This is a genomic window from Phenylobacterium sp. GW821-FHT12F10, from assembly GCF_058806695.1.
In genome coordinates this window covers 462,824-475,745 of the sequence record NZ_JBXAPY010000002.1, presented here as the reverse complement: position 1 = coordinate 475,745, position 12,922 = coordinate 462,824, and the positions used below count along the sequence as shown (strand labels likewise).

Below are 12,922 nucleotides of genomic sequence, written 5' to 3'. Positions count from 1 at the left end.
AGGGACAAGCCCGAGGATGACGATCATGGAATTCTAGAGCTTCACCCCACCCGCCTCGAGCTTGCGCAACAAGATGCTCCCCCTCTGGGGGAGCTGGCGCGAAGCGCCTGAGGGGGACTTTGACTCTTGTTCAACAGAGTGTGGACTACGTCCATCCCCCTCCGGCAGTCGGCTTCGCCGCCTGCCACCTCCCCCACATCGGCGTTACGCGCCTGGGGGAGGATCTGACTAAAGCTTCACCCCGCCGGCCTCCAGCTTGGCGAAACCGGCCTTGGTGAGCTTCACATAGCCCTTGGCGCCGTCCTTGTAGAACATCGGCCCCTTCACCTTGCCGGGGTCGAAGCCCTCGGCCACCAGGTCCACCTTGCGGTGCTTGAAGGTGCCGGTGACCTCGATGGCCGGCAGCAGGCGCACGAAGACGGGCTGGGCGTAGGGGGGCAGTTCGCGGCCCACCTGCTCACCGAAAGTCTTGATGTCGAAGCTGCCGTCCACCACCAGGCCCGCCATGCCGGCCCGGCCGTCGGCGCCCGGAACCTGCACCCCGTAGACATTGGCCTCGGTGACGCCGGGGATGGCCTCCAGCCGCTCGGCCACCTCGCCGGTGGAGACGTTCTCGCCCTTCCAGCGGAAGGTGTCGCCGATCCGGTCGACGAAATAGAAGTAGCCGTCGGCGTCCTGCTTCATCAGGTCGCCGGTGCGGAACCAGGCGTCGCCCTTCTCGAAGACGTCGCGCAGGATCTTCTTGTCCGAGGCGGCCTTGTCGACATAGCCGGTATATTCGCTGCGGGCGTCGCCGGCGTTGATCTTGCCGATGCACTCCCCCACCTGGCCGGCCCCGCACTCGATGCAGAAGCCGTCGGTCCCGCGGATCGGCGCCTCGGCCTCCACGTCGTACTGCACCAGGCGGATGTTGAACTTGTTGCGCAGCCACTTGGGCGCGCGGCCGATGGCGCCGGTGCGGCCATCGAAGTTGAACATCGACACATTGCCCTCGGTGGAGCCGTAGAACTCCAGGATCTCCGGGATGCGGAAGCGCGCCTTCATCTCGGCCCAGACGTCGGGGCGCAGGCCGTTGCCGAAGGCCATGCGCAGCCGGTGGCGGGTGTCGTCCTCGCCGGGGGGCTGGTTCACCAGGTAGCGGCACAGCTCGCCGATATAGACGAACAGGGTCGCCTCCTCGCTCGCGACGTCCGACCAGAAGTGGGAGGCGGAGAACTTCTTCTTCAGCACCACCGACCCGCCGTTCAGCAGGGCCGCGCCCAGGCCGCAGAGGCCGCCGGTGGAGTGATAGAGCGGCAGGGGGTTGTAGACCCGGTCCTTCTCGGTGGCCCCCGTCGCACCGGCGAAGCCGCGCATGAACAGCTGGGCCCGCACGTGGGTGATCCTGGCGGCCTTGGGCAGGCCGGTGGTGCCGGAGGTGTAGATCAGGAGCGCGGTGTCGTGCGCCGTCATGCCCTCGCGCACCATCCGGTCCGGCGGCAGGGAGCTGCAGCTCTTCAGCGCCTGGGAGAGGTCGCGCTGGTCGCCGACGGCGTGGCCCAGCACCCACTGCTGCATGGGCCGCTCCAGCAGGCCGCGGGCCTGCTCGAAGACGGGGGAGGTTTCGCCGTCGACGATGGCGTGGCCGGCGCCGGAGATGTTCAGGCAGTGGGCCAGGGCCAGGCCCGAGAGCTGGTTGTTGATCAGGGCGGTGACCACGCCCACCTTGGTCAGGCCGTACCAGATGGGGAAATATTCCAGCCGGTTGGGCATGAACAGCGCCACGGTCTGGCCGCGCCGCAGGTTGTTGGTCTTGGCCCAGTGGGCGTAGCGGTTGGCGATGGCGTCCATCTCGCCATAGGTCAGCGTCTTGCCCTCGAAGGTCAGGGCCCTGCGGTCACGCCACTGGTCGACGGCGACCTGCAGATCGTCGCAGATCAGGTTGGGCGAGGTGGGCGCAATGGTCTTCACCCGCTTCAGGGTGCGGTTAAGGCCGCGTACGAACCGCCACTCACGTTCGAGCCGGGCCTTAAAACTCATGCATACCCCTCCGACGTCGAAGACACCTTGGCGGGGCGGCGCGCGCCGGGTCAAGCGGGGCCTTGGATACCTGACGTCACACCCGCGTCAGGCGAACCCGACCGTGGCGCAAAGGACTCAGTCCGGCGCCCGGCCTCTCGGTTAGTCTGGTTCCATGACAGCCCTGCCCCGCGCCATCCTGTTCGACCTGGACGACACCCTCATCTCCCTGGGCCGCCGCCCGCAACTGCTGGCCGAGGTGGCCGAGGCGTTCGCCGCCGACCTCACGCCCCCCGGCCCTGCGGAGGTGACCGAGGCTCTGGAGCGCGCCTTCCACGCCTACTGGGCCGATCCCGAGCGCCACCGGGCGGGCCGCATGGATCTGACCGCCGCCCGCCTGGGCATCGTCCAGGAGACCTTCGCCCACCTGCGCCCCCACGCGCCAGGCCTGACCCCGGAGGTCGCCCGGGCCTTCGCCGCGCGCTTCGACGCCTATCGCGAGGAACAGATCCGCTTCTTCCCCGGCGCCCTGGAGGCCATCGACGAGCTGAAGCGCCGTGGCGTGAAGCTGGCCCTGGTGACCAACGGCGCGGCCGCCGTCCAGCGGCAGAAGATCGAGCGCTTCGACCTGGCCCACCGCTTCGACCATATCCAGATCGAAGGCGAGGCCGGCTTCGGCAAGCCTGAGGAGATGGCCTACCTCCACGCCATGGCCACGCTCGGCGTCACCGCGGCGGAGACCTGGATGGTGGGGGACAATCTGGAATGGGAGGTCGCCGCCCCCCAGCGCCTGGGAATCTACGCCATCTGGCACGACCACCTGGGGACGGGCCTGCCCGAGGACAGCCCCGTCATCCCCGACCGCATCGTGCGCTCCATCGCCGAACTGACCGCCGATTTGAGCTGAGCCGTCAATTAAGGCGCGATTGCGGTACGAATTTGAGAGAATTCGGCATGATGATGGACGGATATTGACCAACAACCAGTCGAAAACTCAAGTTATCGAAGAAAAATTGAATCACCGCAAACCGGTATTCCATAGGCAATAGCGGCGCTTCGGACCCCGTCGCGCCGGGGTTCCGGCTCGAAATCACGGAACGTGTGAGGAGCCGCTTCGTTAATCTCCCGAACAACACTGGGAGGTCTGAAACATGACTGTCGAATATAGCCCCTTCGCTAAGCCCACCTTCACCGCCGCCGACTTCGAGCGCGACGAGCCGGCCCTGGCCGGCGACACGCCGATGTTCGCCGAGACCCCGATCTACGCCCGTCCCAAGAGCCGCAAGGCCAAGGGCGGCATCCATCCGGCGGCCCTCATCGCCGTGCCCACCGTGGCCCTCGCCCTCGGCGCCGCCGTCATGTTGATGGGCGCGCCCCGTGACGAGGCTCCGCCTCCGAGCGCCGCGGCCACCGTGGCCCCGGCTCCGATGCTGGCGCCCGCTCCGGCTCAGACCGCGGCCCTTGAGGCCCCGGCCGCCATGGCTCCGGAGACGCCGCGCATCGCCCCGGCTCGGATCGAAACGCCCAGGGCCACGGCTCGGGTCGCCGCCACGCCCACCCGCGTGGCCCGCGCCCGCCCCGCCGCGGCGCCCAGCGCCGAGGCCGCGGGTCAGGACGCCAGCGCCACCCTGCCGTCGGCCCCGATGACCTATTCGGGCTCGGCCCAGACGTCGGCCTCAGCCCCGACCGCCATCGTGGTTCCGCCGGTGACGGCGGCCCCCGCGCCGGTCAATCCGGCCCCGGCCGAAGCCACCCCGGACTCGGTCCAGCCCGAGGCGGCCACCGTTCCGACCCCGTAAAGGGTCACTGATCTCCGGGGTTGGAGCCTCCCCTCTCACCAGCCCCGACAAACTGGGCGGCGCCTCCGGGCGCCGCCCTTTTTCGTCACCCGGAACCTTCCCGCACGGTGGAGGTTAGAGGTCCATGTCCATCCTGATCGTCATCCTCGTCGTCGTGGTTCTCCTGGCCCTGGCCCTGTTCGCCGTCCAGAAGATGCCCATCCCCTCGCCCCTCAACTGGATCATCCAGGTGGTGCTGATCGTCATCGCCATCGCGGTGATCGGCCAACGCGCCGGCCTGTTCTAGACGCGCGACCCCATGAGGCGGGCGCCGGTTCAGGCGCTCGACCCCGCGTCGAGCCGAGTCCGCGCGATTGATCCTGGCGGGGCTCGCCGCTAGGCTCCGAGCGTGCCGGCCCGTCGGCGCGCTTTCCTGTCAGTGAACGGCTTTCCGATGGACGATCTCACGAGCGGCCAGGTCGAGACCCTGCGTGATCTGGCCCGCAAGAAGACCGGCGAGGCCGTGGGCTTCGTCAACATCGCCGACGCCCGCGCCCTCACCGAGCTGGGCCTGGCCCACCGCAGCCAGGAGGGCTGGGACATCACGCCGGAGGGGACCGCCCTGCTGGCGCGCGACGCCCCGCCCCCGGCCGATATCGACCCGGGCTGAATCCGACGACCGGACACGCGAAAGCTGTCCGAAATTTCACTTCCGGTCCCTCCCTCGGCGCCTATGGTCACGGCCAAAGTGACCTTGGGGGCCTCATGTTACGCACCGCCTTTTCCGTCCTCGCCCTGACCGCGGCCCTGGCCGGCGCGCCCGCCTACGCCCAGACGCCCGCCGCCGCGCCGGCCGCGGCGGCGCCGGCCGTCTCGGAGGACGCCCGCCTGGCGGCCTTCTTCCAGGAGGCCTTCCTGGAGAGCGCTCGCCTCAGCCCCGAGACCCTCACCCAGCTGGGCATGAAGGAGCGCTACGGCGAACTCGGCGACTACACCAAGGCCGGCCAGGACAAGGCCCTGGCGGTGGCGCAGGCCCAGCTCGCCCGCATGACGAAGACCTTCGATCGCGCGCGGCTCAGCCCGGAGTCCCAGCTCTCCTACGACCTCTTCGCCAAGTCGGTGGCCACCCAGGCCACCCTGACCAAGTGGTACTGGCAAACCTATGCGGTCTCCTCCACCGGCGGCGCCCTGGACGCCCTGCCGGTCATGCTGATCAACAACCACCGGGTCGACACCGTCGCCGACGCCGAGGCCTATGTCGCCCGCCTGCGGGCGGTGGAGCGGGTGGCCGGCGAGGTCTCCGCCGACCTCGACGAGCGCACCGCCAAGGGCTACCTGCCCCCGGCCTTCGTCTTCGGCCGCGTCATCCCCGACGCCCAGAACCAGATCAAGGGCGCCCCCTTCGACACCGGCCCCGACCACGCCATCTGGGCCGACTTCAAGACCAAGGTCGCCGCGCTCAAGACCGACGAAGCCACCAAGGCCCGGCTGCTGGCCGACGGCGAGGCGGCGCTGAAGGGGCAATGGCGGCGCGGCTACCGGCGCTACCTGGCCGCGCTCGGCGCCATGTCGGCCAAGGCGACCAGCGTCAACGGCGTCTGGGCCATGCCCCAGGGCGACGCCTACTATGCCGACATGGTGGCCTTCTTCACCACCACCACCCTCACCCCCGACCAGATTCACCAGACGGGGCTGTCGGAGGTCGCCCGCATCCGCGGCGAGATGGAGGCCATCAAGACCAAGGTGGGCTTCAAGGGCTCGCTGGCCGAGTTCTTCGCCTATGTGAAGACCGACCCGAGGTTCCACTATCCCAACACCCCGGCCGGCAAGCAGCAGTACCTCGCCGACGCCAAGGCGCTGATCGCCAACTACATGGCCGTGGCGCCCCGGCAGTTCTCCCACCTGCCCAAGCAGGCCCTGGAGGTCCGCGCCGTCGAGCCCTTCCGCGAGAAGACCGCCTCGGTGGCCTTCTACAATCCGGGGACCCCCGACGGCTCGCGGCCGGGCATCTTCTACGTCAACCTGTCGGACATGACCCAGGTGCTGAAGCCCCAGATCGAGGCCATCGCCTATCACGAGGGCGCGCCGGGCCACCACTTCCAGATCGCCCGCTCCATGGAGCAGGCCGAGCTGCCGATGTTCCGCCGCTTCGCCTACCAGGGCGCCTATATCGAGGGCTGGGGCCTCTACGCCGAGAAGCTCGGCAAGGAGGCCGGCTTCTACCAGGACCCCTATAATGACTTCGGCCGGCTGTCCCTGGAGCTTTGGCGCGCCGCCCGCCTGGTGGTGGACACCGGCATCCACGCCAAGCATTGGACCCGCGACCAGACCATCGCCTACATGCGCGACAACACCCTGAACTCCGAGCGCGACATCGCCTCGGAGGTCGACCGCTACTTCACCAATCCCGGCCAGGCCACCAGCTACAAGACCGGCCAGCTGAAGATCTCCCAGCTGCGCGCCAAGGCCGAGGCCGCCCTGGGCCCGAAGTTCGACCTCAAGGACTACCACGAGGTGGTGCTCTCCAACGGCGCCCTGCCCCTGGACGTCCTGGAGGCCCAGGTCGACGCCTATATCGCCCGGAAGAAATAGGCCCGGGGCCGAGGACCGCCGCCATAGCTTCACCGTGGCAATGATGGGATGATCGGGCCGCCCGCGCCTCAACCCTACGGATGTCCCGGCCCATGCCGAACCAGGCCCTCGACGACGCCTTCGCCGCGGAGGGCTCACCCCTGCTGTTGCCGGGCGGGGCGCTGCTGGCGGACGCCGGCGAGGCGGTCGCGGCCCTCTACCGGCTGACCGCCGGACGCCTGGCCGAGGTGGAGCCGGCGGTGGAGGGCGGCGGGCGGCTGCTGACGGTGCATCGGCCCGGCGCCCTGATCGGCGGGGCCCAGCTGCTGGGCGATGGCCTGCACCGCACCACCATCACCGCCCTGCGGGATTCCGAGCTGCAGGCGATCCCCGCCGCCCGCGCCGCCGCCCTGCTGGGGCAGCGCCCCGACCTGCTGGCCGCCGTGGCCCGGGCCGCCCTGGCGCGGCTGAGCGCCACGCCCTCGGCCCAGCCGCGCAAGAGCGCGATCCTGGGGTTCGTGGCCATCAGCGAGGGACTGGCCCTACGCGACCTGGTGGAACGCCTGGCGCTCGCCATGCGCGCCCTGGGCGCCGAGGTCGCGGTGGTGGGCGCCGAGGCCGACGACAGCTCCCCGGCCTATCTCCACGCCCTGGAGGTGGAGCACGATTTCGTCCTGATGGCCGCCGAGCGCCGGGAGGTCGACTTCGCCACCTATTGCGGCCGCCAGATCGACCGCCTGATCCTGGTGACCGACGCCCGGACGCCGCCGCCCGCCGGCCCCATCGGCTTCGCCACCCCGGCGATCCGCAACCAGCGCCTGCTGGACGTCATCCGCGTCCACCCCGCCGGGACCGGACGGCCCCGCGATTCCGAGCCCTGGCTGGACGCCGTCCCGGCCTCGCGCCTGTTCCAGATCCGCCAGGGCGACGGGCCCGACCTCGCCCGCCTGGCGCGCATCTACACCGGCAACTCGGTGGGCCTGGCGCTCTCGGGCGGCGGCGCCCGGGCCTACGCCCATGTGGGGGTGGCGCGCGCCCTGGCCGAGCTGGGCGTCCCCATCGACTTCGTGGCCGGCACCTCCATGGGATCGGTCATCGGCGCGGGCCTGACCATGGGCTGGGAGAACGCGGAGATGGAGCGCCGCATCCACGAGGCCTTCGTGGACTCCAGCCCCCTGTCGGACATCGCCTTCCCCATCCTGGCCATGACCCGGGGCCGCATGGTGGACCACCGCCTGGAGACCCACTTCGGCGAGGTCCAGATCGGCGACCTGTGGCGGCCCTTCACCTGCGTCTCCACCGACCTCACCGTCGGCGGCATGCGGGTCCACCGCCGGGGCCTGTTGCGCCGGGCCCTGCGCGCCTCCCTGTCCCTGCCGGGGGTCCTGCCGCCGGTGGTGGAGGACGGTCACGTGCTGGTGGACGGCTCCCTGGTGCGCAACCTGCCGGTGGACCTGGTGCGCGAGCAGCACGACGGGGTGACCATCGGGGTCGACGTCTCCAGCGCCGACGGCCTGAAGCCCGACGACCTGTTGCTCAAGCCCTCCGGCTGGCGCTGGCTCGCCTCCGGCGCCTGGCTGCGGGGGCCGCCGATCGTCTCGGTGCTGATCCGCTCGGCCACCATGCCCAGCGTCACCGCCACGGCCCTGGTGCGCGACGACGTGGTGCGGATCACCCCCCGGGTCACGGGGGTCGGGCTGCAGGACTGGAAGGCCTACGACCTGGCCGTGGACGCCGGCTACCGCGCCGCCATGGCCGCCGCCGACCATCTGTCAGGCCTGCGGCGCTGAACCCCGCGCCGCCTGTGGCGCGCTGTCGCAGGCCCGGCCCAGGCGCCGGTGGGTAACCTTTCCGTCAGCCTCGTCAAGGTAAACGCGAGATTGCCAAGGACGAGGCCGTCGCGACGCCGGCCGCAAGGCGGGAACTCCCATGTCGTTCAACAACCTCAAGATTTCCCGCAAGCTCACCGCAGGCTTCGCCGCCGTCACCCTGACCATGGCCGGGATGGGCGCGGCCACCTTCCTGTCCTTCCAGTCCCTGGAGACGGCCCGCCGGGAGACCGACGAGAGCCGCCAGACCATCCAGATCCTCAACGAGGCGAAGTTCTACCTGGCCCGCCAGGAGAACAGCTATCGCGGCTTCCTGCTCTCGGCGAACCCCTACTATGTCGAGCGCATCGCCAAGCACCGAGCCAACTTCAAGAAGCGCCTGGACGCCGCCGCGCCCCTGCTGGCCGACACCCCCAAGGAGCTTGAGACCCTGGGCGCCATCGGGGCGGCCGCCGACCGCTGGCACAGCGAGATCGTCGAGGCCGGCCAGGCCCTGGCCGCCGATCCCGCCACCCGCCAGCAGGCGGTGGACATGATCTCCCCCGACGGCGCGGCCGACGGCCTCATCGCCCCGGCCGAGGACGGCATCGAGGCCATCTTCGACGCCGAGACCCAGCGCCTGGCGGGCCTGGCGACCTCCCAGGCCGCCACCACCCGCAACGCCTATCTCAGCCTGGCCGCCGGTCTGGCCCTCGGCCTGCTGATCGCCGTGACGGTGGGCCTCTGGCTCACCCGCGCCATCGCCGGCCCCGTCACCGCCATGACCAGCGCCATGCGCCGGCTGGCCTCCGGCGACTTCACCGTCGAGATCCCCGCCCAGGGCCGCCGCGACGAGGTGGGCCTGATGGCCGAGGCCGTGGCCGTCTTCAAGGAGGCGGGCGTCGAGAAGCTGCGCCTGGAGGGCATGAGCGCCGAGCAGCGCCGCGCCGCCGAGGAGGCGCGCGCCGCCACCGAGGCGGCCAAGGCCCGCGCCGCCGCCGAGCAGGCCGCCGTCGTGGCGTCCCTGGCCGGCGGCCTGGAGCACCTCAGCCGCGGCGACCTCACCCACCGCATCGCCGAGGCCTTCCCCGAGGACTACGCCAAGCTGAAGAGCGACTTCAACGCCGCCATCGGCCAGCTGCAGGAGGCGATGACCATCGTGGTGGGCAATGTCCGCGGCATCCGCAACGGCTCGGGCGAGATCACCGTCGCCACCGACCACCTGTCGCGCCGCACCGAGCAGCAGGCCGCCAGTCTCGAGGAGACCGCCGCGGCCCTGGAGCAGATCACCTCCACCGTCCAGCGCTCGGCCAGCGGCGCCATCTCCTGCGCCCAGGTGGTCCAGGCCGCCCGCGGCGACGCCCAGACCAGCGGCGACGTGGTCCGCCAGGCCGTCGAGGCCATGAGCGCCATCGAGGGCTCGGCCCGCGAGATCAGCGCCATCATCGGCGTCATCGACGAGATCGCCTTCCAGACCAACCTGCTGGCCCTCAACGCCGGGGTCGAGGCCGCCCGGGCCGGGGAGTCCGGCAAGGGCTTCGCCGTGGTCGCCTCCGAGGTCCGGGCGCTCGCCCAGCGCTCGGCCGACGCCGCCAAGGAGATCAAGGCCCTGATCGGCGCCTCCTCGCGTCAGGTGGAGACCGGCGTGCGCCTGGTGGGCCAGACCGGCGAGAGCCTGCAGCGGATCATCGAGAAAGTGGCCGACATCGACAGCCTGGTCACCGAGATGGCCGCCGGCGCCCAGGAGCAGGCCACGGGCCTGGCGCAGGTCAGCACCGCGGTGAACCAGATGGACCAGCTCACCCAGCAGAACGCCGCCATGGTGGAGGAGAGCACGGCGGCCAGCCACGCCCTGCGCAACGAGGCCGACGTCCTGGCCGGCTCCATCAGCCGCTTCAACACCGGTGTGGCGCTCGACACGGCGCCCGCGCGCAAGCCCGCCGCGATGGCGATGAAGACCGTCAGCCGCGCCGGCGGCGCCGTGCGCCGTCCGCAGGCCGAGGGCTGGGAAGAGTTCTAGGCCTCGGGGGCCGCCCTCAGAGCGATCGGCGGCCGCGGAAGAAGTGCAGGACCACCATCACCAGGGCGATCAGCAGCAGGACGTGGATCGCCGCCGTCGTCACGTGGAACGCGAAGAAGCCGAGCAGCCACAGGACGAGAAGCACGATGGCGATGGTTGCGAGCATGGCGGCGATCCCTTGGGTCGCCGATAACCGGCGAGGTCCAGGGGGCAAAGCCTGACCGGGGCGGAGGTTCCAGCCCTCAGGACAGCCGGTCGCGGAACTCGGCGTAGTCGAACTGGCGCACCAGCCGCAGGGCGTCGGTGTCGCTGTTCCAGAGCGCGATGGCCGGCAGGGGCACCCCGTTGAAGGTGTTGGTCTTGACCATCGAATAGTGCGCCTGGTCGAGGAAGGCGATCCGCTCTCCCGGCTGGGGCGGGTTGGCGAACAGATAGTCGCCGATGATGTCGCCGGCCAGGCACGACGGCCCGCCCAGCCGCACGCTCACGCCCTGCTCGACCTCCCCCAGCAGGGCCGGCCGGTACGGCGCCTCGATGACGTCGGGCATGTGGCAGGTGGCGGAGATGTCGGTGATCGCCACGGCCATGCCGTTGTCGAAGCTGTCCAGCACCTCCCCCACCAGGATGCCGGCGTCGAGCGCGATGGCCTCGCCGGGCTCCAGATAGACCTCCACCCCGTGCCGCGCGGTGATCGCGCGCAGGAAGGCGACCAGCCCCTCGATGTCGTAGTCGCTCCGGGTGACGTGGTGGCCGCCGCCGAGGTTCAGCCACTTCAGCCCGGGCAGCATCCCCGCCAGCTTCGGCTCCAGGGACGCCCAGATCCGCGCCAGGGGCGGAAACCCCTGCTCGCACAGGGCGTGGAGGTGCAGACCGTCCACCCCCTCCAGGTGCTCGGGCCGCAGCTGCGAGACCGGGAAGCCCAACCGTGATCCGGCCTGGCAGGGATCGTACTTCGCCACCTCGGCCTCGCTGTGCTCGGGGTTCAGCCTCAGGCCGATCTCGAACACCTCGCCGGCAGCCCGCGCGCTGGCGATCAGCGGGGCGAACCGCGCGATCTGGTCGGGCGAATTGAAGATTACCGTGTCCGACAGCTTGAGGATCTCGGGCAGGTCGGCCGCCTTGTAGGCCGGCGCATAGGTGGTCAGCTCCCCGCGATAGTGCTCACGGGCCAGCCTCGCCTCCCACAGGCCCGAGGCGCAGACCCCGTCCAGATAATCCCCCACCAGGTCGGCCAGGGCCCACATGGAAAAGGCCTTCAGGGCCAGCAGCACCCTGGCCCCGCCCCGCGCGCCCACGTCCTTCAGGACCGCCAGGTTCCGCGCCACGGCGGCCTCATCCACCACGAAGCAGGGCGAGGGCGTGCGGGAAAGATCGAACCGCGCGAAGGCGCCCGGACCGCCGGCCTGGGTCTCCATGCCGGTCAGAAGGCCAGAGGGGCCGGCAGGTCCTTGACCTGCCAGGGCAGCCCCTGCCGGTTCAGCAGGTCCATGAAGGGGTCGGGATCCAGCTGCTCCATGTTGAACACGCCCTCGCCCTTCCACTGTCCGGTCAGCATCAGGGCCGCCCCGATCATGGCCGGAACCCCGGTGGTGTAGCTCACCGCCTGGCTGCCGGTCTCGGCATAGGCCGCCTCGTGGTCGCAGATGTTGAGGATGTAGACGGTCTTCTTCGCCCCATCCTTCGCGCCGGTGGCGATGACCCCGATATTGGTCTTGCCCTTGGTCACCGGCCCCAGGGACGAGGGCTCCGGCAGCAGCGCCTTGAGGAACTGCAGGGGCACGATCTCGCGGCCCTCGAACATCACCGGGTCGATCCGCGTCATGCCGATATTGGTCAGCACCTCCAGGTGCTTCAGGTATGAGTCCCCGAAGGTCATCCAGAAGCGGATGCGCTTGATCTCCGGATAGAACCGGGCCAGCGACTCCAGCTCCTCGTGGTACATCAGGTACATGTTGCGCGGGCCCACCTGGTCGAAATCGAAGACCTGCTTCTGGGCCAGCGCCGGCCCCTCCACCCAGGCCCCGTTCTCCCAGTGCCGGGACGGCGCGGTGACCTCGCGGATATTGATCTCGGGATTGAAGTTGGTGGCGAACGGGTGGCCGTGGTCGCCGCCGTTGCAGTCCAGGATGTCCAGGGTCTCGATCCCGTCCAGCAGGTGCTTGGCGACATAGGTGGTGAAGACCGAGGTCACGCCCGGATCGAAGCCGCAGCCCAGCAGGGCCATCAGGCCGGCGGCCTTGAACCGCTCCTGATAGGCCCACTGCCAGCGGTATTCGAACTTGGCCTCGTCGCGCGGCTCGTAGTTGGCGGTGTCGAGATAGTTCACCCCCGCCGCCAGGCAGGCCTCCATGATCGCCAGGTCCTGATAGGGCAGGGCCAGGTTCACCACCACGGCGGGCTTCACGGCCTTGATCAGCGCCGTGGTGGCGGCGATGTCGTCGGCGTCCAGCTGCGCGGTCTCGATGGCGACGCCGGTGCGCGCCTTCACCGAGGCGGCGATGTCGTCGCACTTCTCGCGGCGGCGGCTGGCCAGGGTGATGTGCGAGAACACATCGGGGTTCATGGCCATCTTGTGGACGGCCACGGAACCCACGCCGCCAGCGCCGATAACAAGCACCCTACTCATCTGTGCCCCTTCTGACGCGGAACAAGCTTGTGGAAATTGGCCGCCCGACGGCGGCGTTGGCGGGGGGAGTATCACGACGGCGACGCGACCGCTAACCACCTGAAACGGCCCAGCTCTGTTT

At 70.1% G+C, this 12,922-nt stretch carries 11 protein-coding genes; 7 read left to right on the top strand and 4 right to left on the bottom strand.

What is annotated here, in order from left to right:
- Positions 1-228 precede the first annotated feature (228 nt).
- Positions 229-2,019: a long-chain-acyl-CoA synthetase gene (locus AC1RN5_RS14775; RefSeq protein ID WP_493041909.1), complete on the bottom strand. Its 1,791-nt coding sequence runs from the start codon at positions 2,017-2,019 to the stop codon at positions 229-231.
- A 154-nt stretch (positions 2,020-2,173) separates the two neighbouring features.
- Between AC1RN5_RS14775 and AC1RN5_RS14770 the strand changes: the two genes are divergently transcribed.
- From AC1RN5_RS14770 to AC1RN5_RS14740, 7 genes are all read left to right on the top strand, one after another.
- The gene (locus AC1RN5_RS14770; protein ID WP_493041908.1) at positions 2,174-2,905 is read left to right on the top strand and encodes an HAD family hydrolase; all 732 of its coding nucleotides are present in this window, start codon (positions 2,174-2,176) and stop codon (positions 2,903-2,905) included.
- Between the two features lie 244 nt (positions 2,906-3,149).
- The gene (locus AC1RN5_RS14765) at positions 3,150-3,797 is read left to right on the top strand and encodes a hypothetical protein (RefSeq protein ID WP_493041907.1); all 648 of its coding nucleotides are present in this window, start codon (positions 3,150-3,152) and stop codon (positions 3,795-3,797) included.
- A 124-nt stretch (positions 3,798-3,921) separates the two neighbouring features.
- Positions 3,922-4,083, top strand: a complete 162-nt coding sequence (locus tag AC1RN5_RS14760) for a hypothetical protein (RefSeq protein WP_421934865.1) — start codon at positions 3,922-3,924, stop codon at positions 4,081-4,083.
- A 147-nt stretch (positions 4,084-4,230) separates the two neighbouring features.
- Positions 4,231-4,446: a hypothetical protein gene (locus AC1RN5_RS14755; protein ID WP_493041906.1), complete on the top strand. Its 216-nt coding sequence runs from the start codon at positions 4,231-4,233 to the stop codon at positions 4,444-4,446.
- 95 nt (positions 4,447-4,541) lie between these two features.
- Positions 4,542-6,368 carry a DUF885 domain-containing protein gene (locus AC1RN5_RS14750; RefSeq protein ID WP_493041904.1) on the top strand — a complete coding sequence of 609 codons (1,827 nt, stop codon included), beginning with the start codon at positions 4,542-4,544 and terminating at the stop codon, positions 6,366-6,368.
- Positions 6,369-6,460: 92 nt separating this feature from the next.
- Entirely contained in the window at positions 6,461-8,137 is a 1,677-nt protein-coding gene (locus tag AC1RN5_RS14745; protein ID WP_493041903.1) for a patatin-like phospholipase family protein, read from the top strand.
- Between the two features lie 139 nt (positions 8,138-8,276).
- Positions 8,277-10,175, top strand: coding sequence for a methyl-accepting chemotaxis protein (locus tag AC1RN5_RS14740; RefSeq protein ID WP_493041902.1), 1,899 nt, complete (start codon positions 8,277-8,279; stop codon positions 10,173-10,175).
- 16 nt (positions 10,176-10,191) lie between these two features.
- On the opposite strand, the gene AC1RN5_RS14735 is transcribed toward AC1RN5_RS14740, so the two are convergent.
- From AC1RN5_RS14735 to AC1RN5_RS14725, 3 genes are all read right to left on the bottom strand, one after another.
- Positions 10,192-10,341, bottom strand: coding sequence for a lmo0937 family membrane protein (locus AC1RN5_RS14735; protein ID WP_493041901.1), 150 nt, complete (start codon positions 10,339-10,341; stop codon positions 10,192-10,194).
- A gap of 76 nt (positions 10,342-10,417) precedes the next feature.
- Entirely contained in the window at positions 10,418-11,590 is a 1,173-nt protein-coding gene (locus tag AC1RN5_RS14730; protein ID WP_493041900.1) for a carboxynorspermidine decarboxylase, read from the bottom strand.
- Between the two features lie 5 nt (positions 11,591-11,595).
- Entirely contained in the window at positions 11,596-12,801 is a 1,206-nt protein-coding gene (locus AC1RN5_RS14725) for a saccharopine dehydrogenase family protein (protein WP_493041899.1), read from the bottom strand.
- Positions 12,802-12,922 lie beyond the last annotated feature (121 nt).

Excerpts from the sequence above, each read along its gene's own strand:
- AC1RN5_RS14775 (WP_493041909.1), bottom strand. The coding sequence starts at position 2,019 with ATGAGTTTTAAGGCCCGGCTCGAACGTGAGTGGCGGTTCGTACGCGGC.
- AC1RN5_RS14770 (WP_493041908.1), top strand. The coding sequence starts at position 2,174 with ATGACAGCCCTGCCCCGCGCCATCCTGTTCGACCTGGACGACACCCTC.
- AC1RN5_RS14765 (WP_493041907.1), top strand. The coding sequence starts at position 3,150 with ATGACTGTCGAATATAGCCCCTTCGCTAAGCCCACCTTCACCGCCGCC.
- AC1RN5_RS14760 (WP_421934865.1), top strand. The coding sequence starts at position 3,922 with ATGTCCATCCTGATCGTCATCCTCGTCGTCGTGGTTCTCCTGGCCCTG.
- AC1RN5_RS14755 (WP_493041906.1), top strand. The coding sequence starts at position 4,231 with ATGGACGATCTCACGAGCGGCCAGGTCGAGACCCTGCGTGATCTGGCC.
- AC1RN5_RS14750 (WP_493041904.1), top strand. The coding sequence starts at position 4,542 with ATGTTACGCACCGCCTTTTCCGTCCTCGCCCTGACCGCGGCCCTGGCC.
- AC1RN5_RS14745 (WP_493041903.1), top strand. The coding sequence starts at position 6,461 with ATGCCGAACCAGGCCCTCGACGACGCCTTCGCCGCGGAGGGCTCACCC.
- AC1RN5_RS14740 (WP_493041902.1), top strand. The coding sequence starts at position 8,277 with ATGTCGTTCAACAACCTCAAGATTTCCCGCAAGCTCACCGCAGGCTTC.
- AC1RN5_RS14735 (WP_493041901.1), bottom strand. The coding sequence starts at position 10,341 with ATGCTCGCAACCATCGCCATCGTGCTTCTCGTCCTGTGGCTGCTCGGC.
- AC1RN5_RS14730 (WP_493041900.1), bottom strand. The coding sequence starts at position 11,590 with ATGGAGACCCAGGCCGGCGGTCCGGGCGCCTTCGCGCGGTTCGATCTT.
- AC1RN5_RS14725 (WP_493041899.1), bottom strand. The coding sequence starts at position 12,801 with ATGAGTAGGGTGCTTGTTATCGGCGCTGGCGGCGTGGGTTCCGTGGCC.